Here is a 9,806-nt window from a genome sequence, read left to right as displayed (position 1 = left end):
AGGAGAAAGGAGAAAGGAGAAAGGAGAAAGGAGAAAGGAGAAAGGAGAAAGGAGAGAGGAGAGAGGAGAGAGGAGAGAGGAGACCAGGGTGCTGGGGCCTGGACAGGACCCAGACCCAGACCCAGACCCAGATCAAGCCCAAGCCCAAGCCCAAGCCCAAGCCCAAGACCAAGACCAAGACCAAGACCAAGACCAAGCCTCCTCCACAATGAGGAGTGCCTCGAGAAGCCACTTTTGCACGATGCCATCGCCCGAAAGGTGCAGGATTGCGTTCTCGGCGGGGTGCGCGGCAGAAGCGGGCGCGGGAGCGACGCGGAGGACGCACCAAGCTTGGCGTTGACCAGGAGAAGCAATGGAGCCGCCTACCAGAATCGAACTGGTGACCTATTCATTACGAGTGAATCGCTCTACCGACTGAGCTAAGGCGGCCTGGCGCGAAATTTCCCTCGCGCACAAGCAATTACTCTAGCACGTCGCAGACACCGCCAGCACACTCACGACACTCCCGGGCGCGTGCGCTTCGAGGCGCGCGCAGAGGCAGTCCCGGTCGCTACGCGGTGCAGCGCGGGTCGCTCGCGGGCACCGCGCCGGTGAGGAAGTACTCGTCGACAACCTCAGCCACGCACGTGCTCGTGGTGGAGGCTGTGTGCCCCTCTCCTTCGTAGGTGACGAGCACGCCGCTCTCAAGCTGGGTTGCCAGCGACTCCGCCCAGCGGTACGGGGTTGCCGGGTCCCCGGTGGTGCCCACCACGAGGATCGGGGCAGCCCCGGCACCGGTCACGGGACCGCGCTCGCCCGAGCCGGACACAGGCCAGGCCGCACAGCCCACATCCCCGTAGCCCTGGAAGCGCCCGATCGTGGGGGCAAGCTCCGCGAGCTCGGCGGCGTCCGCCCGCATCTGCTCGCGGTCAAGCGTTCTGCTCGGGTAGTCGAGGCAGTTGATCGCGGAAAACGCTTCGGTGGAGTTGCTGAGGTATTGCCCGTCTTGGCGGTCGTAGTAGAAGTCCGCGAGGCTCAGCGCCAGGTCGGCATCGTCAACAGCAAGTGAGCTAAACAGATCGTCGAGGTACCCCCACATATCCTGCGAATAGAGCGGGGTGATGATCGCGGTAAGCGCGACCCCGGAATCGAGCGTGCGCCCGTCGGAGCCGGTGAGCGGGGACTCGGCGACCCGGTCCAGGAGCGCGCCGATCTGCGCCATCGCCGCGTCAACGCTTCCCGTGAGGGGGCAGGATCGGCGCTGCAGGCAGTCGCTTGTGTACGCGCGCAGCGCCTGCTCAAAACCGAGCGTCTGCTCGCGAACCACGTCGCCCATGCTTGCGCCTGGATCCATCGCTCCGTCGAGCACGAGACGTCCCACGCGGTCAGGGTAGGCGTCCGCGTATCGCGCGCCGATGTAGGTGCCGTAGGAGAAACCGAGGTAGTTCAGCTTCGGGTCTCCCGCGATGGCGCGGAGCATGTCGAGGTCGCGCACAGTCGAGTCTGTGCCGACGTGGCCAATCAGCTCGCCCGTGTTCTCCACGCAGGCTGCCCCGAACTCCGCTTCGGAGGCGAGGGCCGCCTCGATCCACGCGTCGCTCCCGGGCTCGAGGTCCGCGGTGGCGGGGTCCGCTCCGAAAAGGTACTCGTCCATGCCCGCGGCATCGAAACAGGTGACCGGGGTGGAGTCGCCGACCCCGCGCGGGTCCCAGCCGATCACGTCGTAGGCGTCCTGGAGCGCGGGCTGAACGGCATGGTCCACGCTGTTCATGATGTATTCGGACCCCGAGGCACCAGGGCCGCCCGGGTTAACGAACAGCGTCCCGAGCTTCTCGGTGCCGGTTGCGGGGTGCTTGACAAGCCGCAGCGTAATGGTTTCGCCGGCGGGTTCGTCCCAGTTCAGCGGGGCAAATACGTCCGCGCACTGCATACCGTCACCGCAATTCTCCCAGACGGGTTCCTGCTCCCCGAATCCCTCGATGGTGCCCGCGGGGGCATCGGGAAGGGCCGGGGCAGCTGCGCCGGATCCGCCGCTCCCGAGCGGGAGACCCGGGATCAGCGAGCAGCTTGTGAGAGCGATCAGTGCGGCGAACCCGGCCACTGCGGCAGCCGACGTGCGGCCCCGACGGCTCAGGCGACGGGCAGCAGCGGGGCGGGCCATCAGGCCTCCGTTTCAGCGATGATTCCGGCGAACAGGGCTTCGAGCACCAGGCCGGGCGTGATCCCGCGCCCCAGCCGCTCACGTGCGGTCTCCACGGCGGACACGGCGGCAAGCGCGCGGACAGCACCCCAGCGCTCAGCGCGCTCGGTGATCTGGGCGGCCTCCTCGCGGTTGATGAGCTCGATCGTGCTCGGCGTCCCGGCATTGCCCGAGTGCTCCAGGATCAGTGCCTGCAACACGATGTCGCGGAACACGGAGAGCAAGTCCGTGAGGATCCGGTCGATTCCGTCTCTGAGGCTGCGGGTGGCGCGACGTTTCTGGTCTTCTTCGAGTGCGCGCATCTGGGCGCGCATCTGCGGCGGGATGGCGGCCCCGGAGGCGAGCCCGAGGCTTCGCATTGCGTCTTCGCGCTCGCGCGCATCGCGCTCCTCGGTCAACGCGGCGGCATCGGCCTCGGCAACTTTGATGAGCGCTGCCGCGGCGCGCATCGCGTCCCCGAGCGTGGCGATGCCGAGCGCCAATTGGACGCTGCGGTCCCGGCGCGCGAGCGCATCAGCGTCACTCGCGAGGCGGCGCGCCATCCCAATGTGGCTCTGCGCCAGACGCGCGGCGCGCTCAGCGGCGGCGGCGTCGATCCCGTCGCGTTCATGCAAGAGGCGCGCAATGTCCTGCGGGCTAGGCGTGACGAGGCGGAGGGAGCGCGCACGCGAGCGGATCGTGGGCAGCAGGTCCGCCTCGCTCGGGGCGCAGAGGATCCAGATCGTGCGCTCCGGCGGCTCTTCGAGCGCTTTCAGGAGCACGTTGGAGGTCCGCTCCGGCATCCGATCGGCGTCTTCGATCACGATGACCCGGTAGCGCCCCTCTGCGGGGGCGTAGTGCGCGGTCGTGACGATCTCGCGCGCCGACTGAATGTCGATGAGGAGTTTCTGGGTGGTGAGCACGCCAAGATCCGGGTGGGTGCGCGCGCGCACCTGATCGAAGACGCTCGCCCGCGCCTCAACCGTGCGGGCGATGAGCGCCGCCGCGAAGCGGAACGCGAGGTTGGAACGCCCGGAACCAGGCGGTCCGGTGATCAGCCACGCGTGTGCGGCGACAACCCCGGGCTCTGCAGCCCGGTGCAGCGTCTCCACGGCCTCGGTCTGACCGACGATCTCTGCCCAGTAATCCACTTGAGAAGCGTACCGCGACCCCCTGACAGCTCCGCTCCGCTATGCCCCGGGAAGGTCCACGTAGCCTTCGGGGCCGCGTTCGAACTCGGCCGCCCCGGCGCTCAGCTCGGCCACGAGACCCGCGAGCGGGACAATCTCGGTTTCGGCCACGCTGAAGCGCTGGGCAACGTGGTCGGTGTAGTCCACCGCGCCGATCCCGTAGCCGCGCCGGCGGGCCTCGGCCTCGATCTGCGCGGCCACGTCGTAGCTGCTGTGCACGGTGACGTCGTGCCGGATCGCGCGCTGCACCCTGTGCGCGCGGTGCACGGCGTCGGCGACGGAGGCGCGGTACGCCCGGGTGAGCCCGCCCGCACCCAGGAGCACGCCGCCGAAGTAGCGGGTGACCACGGCGACCACATCGTGCAGCCCGGCCGAGGTCAGCGCGTCGAGCATGGGCGCCCCGGCGGTACCGCTCGGTTCACCATCGTCGTTTGAACGCTGGATCCGGCCCTCGGCCCCGAGCACAAAGGCGGAGCAGTGATGACGAGCCCGCGGATGTTCGGCGCGCACGCGGGCGATCACCGCGCGGGCCTCCTCTTCCGAGGTCACTCGCTCCAGCCTTGTCAGGAACCGGGATCGAGAAATCTCGGTTTCCGCGTCGACACTTGACCGAATGGTCTCGTACACCGCACCCTCCCCGTTCCTGGTTTCTGGCCCCGTCCAAGGTGCGCTCCACCCGGACTCGGTACCATCGAGTCTATGGCTGGCGAGAGCGTACGGGTAGACACCTGGGTGTGGGGTGTTCGGTTGGCGAAGACCCGCAGTCAAGCGACCGCCGCGTGCCGAGCCGGCCACGTCCGAGTGAACGGTGCCTCCGCGAAGGCCGCGCAGGCCGTTCGGCTCGGTGACGAGGTGCGCGTCCGCCTGCACAGTACCGAGCGGATCTACCGTGTGACCGGGCTTCCCGTGCGCCGTGGCAGTGCAGTTGAGGCCGCCAAACACTTCGAAGATCTGACCCCGCCGCCACCACCCAGGGTGGAACGCCCGACCACGGTTGTGCGGGATCCCGGCGCGGGGCGCCCCACGAAGCGGGACCGTCGCGATCTCGACAGGCTCCGCGGCCGCCCCTCGGACCCGGCGTGAGCGCGACGACACGGGATCCGGCGCTCCACACACTGCCCGCTGCAGCGTGGACCTCGCTCGCAGACGCGCATCGCGAGCGCGCTGATGCACTGAGCGCGGGGCACCGGGAGCGCACCGTGCGCCGGGAGAAGCACCCCATCGAGGATTTTCTGTGGACCTACTACTCGGTGAGCCCGGGCGAGCTGGGCCGCTGGCACGCGGGCGCCGACGTGGTGCTCGCCGGTGCCGGGGCCGAGCGCGGGCAGTGGCGGCACTATTGCGCGACGGGGCCGGATCTCGCGGACGCAACCGTGGACCTTGCCGGGTTTTTCACGCGCCGGGGCCGCACCGTCGACTTCATCGAACGGCTGCTTTCGGCAACGCTGGACCGCACCCCGCGCTACGGGTGTTTCGGGCTGCACGAGTGGGCGATGGTGTACCGCCTTTCCCCCGAGCAGCTGCGGCACACCCGACTACCGCTGCGGATCGGCCACGTGGAGACCGACAGGGTGGTCGAGTCACACAGCATCGGTTGCAGTCACTTCGATGCGTTCCGGTTCTTCACGCCCGAGGCACTGCCGCTGAATGCGCTACAACCAACGCGAGAAAACCAGGTCGAACTGGAGCAGGCGGGCTGCCTGCACGCCGGCATGGACGTGTACAAGTGGGCGGCGAAGCTCAGCCCGATCGTCCCGGGCGAGGTGCTGCTCGACGCGTTTGTGCTGGCCCGCGACATTCGCGAGGTCGACATGCGCGCCTCCCCCTACGACGTCACGGGGTACGACGGTGCGGATGGTACTCCGCTGATCCCCATCATGGTTGAGACCGCTGACGGTAAGCGTGAGTACGCGCGCCTGCAGCGCGGTTTTGCGGAGCGAGGCAACGCGATCCGGACGCGCGTGCTCGCCGCGATCGCTATCGCGCGCACGGCAGCGGGCGTGCCTCTGTCGGATCCGGCAGAGGCACTCGCCGCGTAGCGAGACTGTGCCCCGACCACACTCAACTCACGGGCTCCCGTTCGCGATCCGACACGGCATCCGCCGATGCCGGATCTTTCCGGCCCCGGATCGCACGGAGCGCTCCAAGAATCGCAACAAGATCCACGAGCTCTTGCATCCAGGCGCCCACGATTGCGGGGAGGAGTCCGAACGCGGCGATCAGCATGAGGACCACGCTGAAGCCGATCCCGAGCCAGATGCTCTGCACCGCAATCCGCACAGTGTCGCGTCCGATCCGCATCGCGTCCGCAACCCCGGAGATCCTGTCGAATCGGTTCACGACATCGGCCGACTGACTGGCGGCCGTGGACCCGCGGGCTCCCATCGCGAAACCGACGTCGGCGGCGGCGAGCACCGGGGCGTCGTTCAGGCCGTCCCCCGTCATGAGGAGCGGCCGCGGCTGCACGTCCGCGATGATCCGCACCTTGTCCGCGGGTGTGCACTCGGCGTGTACCTCGGAGATCCGCAGCTTCGCAGCGAGCGGGTTCGCGGTCGCCGCGACGTCACCCGTGACAATCAACACCCGTTCGATCCCGTTGCGGCGCAGCTCCGCGACGGTGTCGATCGCGTCGTCACGCAGCCGATCCCGCATCACAATCGTGCCGGCGAAACGGTCGTTGCGCGAGACGTAGATCGCCAGTTCGCCCGGCTCGAGTTCGGCGTGTACGAGATCCGGCGCGGCCTCGCGCACCCAGGACGGCTTCCCGACCCGCACCTGGCCACCGGCCAACCGGGCGGCGACCCCGTTTGTCGCGAATTCCTCAGCCTCGGTGACGGGCAGCAGACCCAGACGCTGCGCCTTTGCTGCGCGCACCACAGCGCTCGCGAGCACATGGGAGGAGTACACCTCAGCCGAAGCGGCGAGCTGCAGCACGTCCTCTTCGCTGAACCCGGGCTGCGCGATCACACGGCGGGGCTCGGGCTTACCCGTGGTGAGCGTCCCGGTCTTGTCGAACGCCGCCGAGCGCACCTTCGCGAGCTGTTCGAGGGTGCTCCCGCCCTTCACGATCAGACCTGCCTTCGCGGCCCGGCTCATGCCGCCCAGGAACGCAACGGGTGCCGCGATCAGCAGCGGGCACGGGGTCGCGACCACGAGCACCTCGGCGAAGCGAACTGGGTCGCCGCTCACGAACCAGGCGATCCCGGCGATCGCAAGCGCGAGCGCCGTGAACGGCAGCGCGTAGCGGTCGGCGATCCGAACTGTCTTCGCTTTGCTCCCCTGGGCTTCTTCAACGAGTCGCACGATCTGCTGGTACTGACTGTCGCCCGCGAGTGCGGTTGCACGCATCCGCACCGCAAAACTCCCGTTGATCACCCCACTCGCGACCTTCTCACCCGCGGAACGGTCCACGGGCAGACTCTCGCCCGTGAGCGATGACTCGTCAAACGACGCCTCGTCGTCGAGCAGGATCGCGTCGACGGGCACCAGGGTGCCGGGGCGCACGAGGATCGTGTCACCCACCTCAATCTCACCAACGTCAACGGTCTCCGTGAGCTGAGCACCCTCTTCGTCGAGCTCTCCGATCACGATGCGGGTGGCCCGGCTGGGGGCGCGCTCCAGCAGGGCGGTGAGTTCGCGTTTGGAGCGGTTCTCGGCGTAGTCCTCGAGCGCCTGGCCGCCGGTGACCATCAGCACCACCACGAGGGCCGCCCAGGGTTCGCCGACGAGCACGGCGGCGGTGATCGCAATCACCGCGAGAATGTCGAGGCCCGCATGCCCGCGCAGGAGCTGTCGCACCATGCCAACGGCTTCCCACGCGGCCATGAGTAGGGCGTATCCCCCGACCAGCCACGGCGCCGCCTCGCGGAAGGGCGTGAGGAGCATCAGGAGGCCGAGCGCCCCCACCGCCAGCGTCATCGCGACCGCGGGGTACGCGCGAAGCGCGCGGCGAATCCAGTTCATACGTGCATTCTCTCCAAAAACCCCAGCCAGGGCCATAGCGAGCGCATCGGGACTACTGGGCTGAGCGCTCTCGGGCCGGTTCTTTTCGGAGCTCCGCCCACCGCGCGGGCGAGGTGCCCCGCTCCCGGGTAAACGCGCGGATGAACGCCGCAGAGTCTGAATAGCCGCTGGCCTGCGAGATCGCGCTCACCGTCATCCCGCTGTGCTCTCGCAGCAGGAGCAGCCGCTCGGCGTGCGCGAGGCGCGTGCGCCGCAGGTAGGCGGCCGGGGTGTCGGATTCCTCGGAGAACAGAGTGTGCACCTGACGCACTGACAGGAAGTGCTGGGCCGCCAGCTGATCCACGGTCAGTTCCGCGTCACCCAACTGCTCACGGAGCGAAAGCCGCAACTCCGAGAGCTGCGCGGAGCGACGCTGCCGGACCTGATCGTGCGGGGCGAGGATCCCGCGCACCACGGCGGCAAGGAGCTCACTGGCGGCACGTGCCAGACTCTCCCCGGTGTCCGGACCGAGCGTCAACTCGGGCGAATCGATCCCAGAGATGAGGCTTTGCAGCGCAACCTGGCCGGGGACAGTCATGTCGATCGGCACCGCGCTCACCCGGGCAGCCAACCGGCCGGATAGCCCGGAGTACGCCGGCGCAAGGTACAGGGTGATGATTGTCTGGACCGATTCACGCACCTCGTATCGCGAGGGCGTGCCCGCCTCGCAGATCATCACGGTGCCGGCCCGTGCCGTCGCCTCGCGTCCACGCTGCCGCAGCGTCGACTCCCCGCTGAGCTGGAGTGCCACAAGTACCCCGTCCGCCGCATCCTCGGCAATCAGCGAGGCCGGGCGCTCTGCGACGAAGGGCCCGGTCTCGATCCGACTCACCCGCATCCCCGGGGTGATTTCACGCTGCGTGATCCGGCCCGAAAATGCCGGGCCCCGCGCGCGACACCGCAGGGGAAATAACAGACGGCTCGTCGTTCGCTGCCAGTCCGACACGTCCGTCACGCTCACCGTGTCCACGATCGTCATGCGGCCCGCCCCTTCCGCGGCCCACACCGCGTCTTCGCGTTTGCACTCGCAGCCAGCCGGCACCCGGTGTCTGGAGCCCGAGCGCACGCCCGTGCAGACCGTGACACCACCCGAGCAGACCCGGCACACTCTGGGCTGCTCGACCCGACCTACCGTGAGGGTACCGGTGAGTGTACACGGTGAACATCGGACGCGATGGGGCGTCCCCCAGTGATCGGAGATGGGCATGGCTGGCAACAAGACAGTGGTTTACACAGGACCCGGGAGCGTAGCGGTTGAATCGCTTGAGTATCCCACGCTCGAGATTCCCGCTGAGGTGGCCAAATGGCTCGGGATCTCACGTGCCGCACCGCACGCGGTGATCCTGAAGCTCGTGACCACAAACATCTGCGGCAGTGACCAGCACATGGTCCGCGGCCGCACCACCGCACCCGTGGGCCAAACCCTCGGGCACGAGATCACGGGCGAGGTGATCGAGGTCGGCGAGGATGTCCTGTTCCACCGCGTCGGCGACATCTGCTCGGTGCCGTTCAACATCGCCTGCGGCCGCTGTCGCATGTGCGACGAGGGCAAGACCGGCATCTGCTTGAACGTGAACCCGGCACGCGCCGGCGCGGCGTACGGTTACGTGGACATGGGCGGCTGGCTGGGCGGCCAGGCCGAATACGTGATGATTCCCTACGCCGACTTCAACCTGTTGAAGTTCCCAGACCGCGACGAGGCGCTCGAGAAGATCCTCGATCTCACGATGCTCTCCGATATTTTCCCCACGGGGTACCACGGGGCCGTGTCGGCGGGCGTGACCACCGGTTCGACGGTGTACGTCGCCGGTGCCGGCCCGGTAGGCCTGGCGGCCGCGTATTCGGCGCAGATTCTTGGTGCGGCAACCGTCATCGTGGGCGATATGAACGAGGACCGGCTCGCCCAGGCGCGCAGTTTCGGCTGCGCCACAGTTGACCTCTCCAGTGGCAACAGCCTCGCCGACATGATCGCTGACGTCGTGGGTGAGCCTGAGGTGGACGCCGCGGTCGACGCGGTCGGCTTCGAAGCGCGCGGCCACGGCGAAGGCGCAGCTGAGGCACCCGCAACGGTGCTGAACGACGTGATGAGCATTTCACGCGCCGGAGCTTCGCTTGGCATCCCTGGCCTGTACGTCACGGGCGACCCCGGGGCTGTCGACGAGGCCGCAAAGCACGGCCAGATCGGAGTGCGGCTCGGGCTCGGCTGGGCGAAGTCGCACAAGCTTGTCACGGGGCAGTGCCCGGTGAAGCAGTACAACCGGAAGCTGATGAACCTGATCCTCGCGGATCGCGCACACATCGCCGACGCGGTGGGTGCCACCACAATCGGACTCGACGATGCGCCCCGCGGCTACGCGGAGTTCGACGCTGGTGCCGCGCAGAAGTTCGTCATCGACCCGCACGGCATGGTGTCCTAAGCGGGAGTACGCTGCAGGGCGGGCGGGCCGAAGCCCACC

The 9,806-nt window shown here is 68.2% G+C and carries 9 protein-coding genes and 1 tRNA gene; 4 read left to right on the top strand and 6 right to left on the bottom strand.

What is annotated here, in order from left to right:
- A partial coding sequence (locus tag FM113_RS18315) for a hypothetical protein (RefSeq protein WP_217896033.1) occupies positions 1-212 on the top strand: 212 nt, incomplete at its 5' end.
- A 141-nt stretch (positions 213-353) separates the two neighbouring features.
- On the opposite strand, the gene FM113_RS15235 is transcribed toward FM113_RS18315, so the two are convergent.
- The 4 genes from FM113_RS15235 to FM113_RS15220 all read right to left on the bottom strand — a co-directional run bounded on the left by FM113_RS15235 (position 354) and on the right by FM113_RS15220 (position 3,975).
- Positions 354-429, bottom strand: a tRNA-Thr gene (locus FM113_RS15235).
- 121 nt (positions 430-550) lie between these two features.
- Entirely contained in the window at positions 551-2,140 is a 1,590-nt protein-coding gene (locus tag FM113_RS15230) for an alpha/beta hydrolase (protein ID WP_087015684.1), read from the bottom strand.
- Positions 2,140-3,309, bottom strand: a complete 1,170-nt coding sequence (locus FM113_RS15225) for a DNA polymerase III subunit delta' (RefSeq protein ID WP_087015683.1) — start codon at positions 3,307-3,309, stop codon at positions 2,140-2,142. The genes FM113_RS15230 and FM113_RS15225 overlap by 1 nt, the downstream gene beginning before the upstream one ends.
- A gap of 39 nt (positions 3,310-3,348) precedes the next feature.
- Positions 3,349-3,975 (bottom strand): YigZ family protein, encoded by a 627-nt coding sequence (locus tag FM113_RS15220; protein ID WP_087015682.1) that lies wholly within the window; start codon positions 3,973-3,975, stop codon positions 3,349-3,351.
- A 72-nt stretch (positions 3,976-4,047) separates the two neighbouring features.
- On the opposite strand from FM113_RS15220, the gene FM113_RS15215 reads away from it, so the two are divergent.
- The gene (locus FM113_RS15215; RefSeq protein ID WP_087015681.1) at positions 4,048-4,431 is read left to right on the top strand and encodes an RNA-binding S4 domain-containing protein; all 384 of its coding nucleotides are present in this window, start codon (positions 4,048-4,050) and stop codon (positions 4,429-4,431) included.
- Entirely contained in the window at positions 4,428-5,387 is a 960-nt protein-coding gene (locus FM113_RS15210; RefSeq protein WP_254909036.1) for a 3-methyladenine DNA glycosylase, read from the top strand. The genes FM113_RS15215 and FM113_RS15210 overlap by 4 nt, the downstream gene beginning before the upstream one ends.
- 22 nt (positions 5,388-5,409) lie before the next feature.
- On the opposite strand, the gene FM113_RS15205 is transcribed toward FM113_RS15210, so the two are convergent.
- On the bottom strand, positions 5,410-7,311 hold the full coding sequence (locus tag FM113_RS15205; protein ID WP_087015680.1) for a heavy metal translocating P-type ATPase: 1,902 nt from the start codon (positions 7,309-7,311) through the stop codon (positions 5,410-5,412).
- A 52-nt stretch (positions 7,312-7,363) separates the two neighbouring features.
- Positions 7,364-8,329, bottom strand: a complete 966-nt coding sequence (locus FM113_RS15200) for an AraC family transcriptional regulator (RefSeq protein ID WP_176387255.1) — start codon at positions 8,327-8,329, stop codon at positions 7,364-7,366.
- A gap of 226 nt (positions 8,330-8,555) precedes the next feature.
- Here FM113_RS15200 and fdhA point away from each other — a divergent pair, with 226 nt between their 5' ends.
- Positions 8,556-9,767: a formaldehyde dehydrogenase, glutathione-independent gene (fdhA, locus tag FM113_RS15195; RefSeq protein ID WP_087015678.1), complete on the top strand. Its 1,212-nt coding sequence runs from the start codon at positions 8,556-8,558 to the stop codon at positions 9,765-9,767.
- The last annotated feature ends 39 nt before the right edge of the window (positions 9,768-9,806 follow it).

Origin of the sequence: Leucobacter sp. 7(1) (assembly GCF_900163635.1) — a bacterium.
In the GTDB taxonomy this organism is placed as follows: domain Bacteria; phylum Actinomycetota; class Actinomycetes; order Actinomycetales; family Microbacteriaceae; genus Leucobacter.
This window is presented reverse-complemented; position numbering and strand designations above follow the sequence as displayed.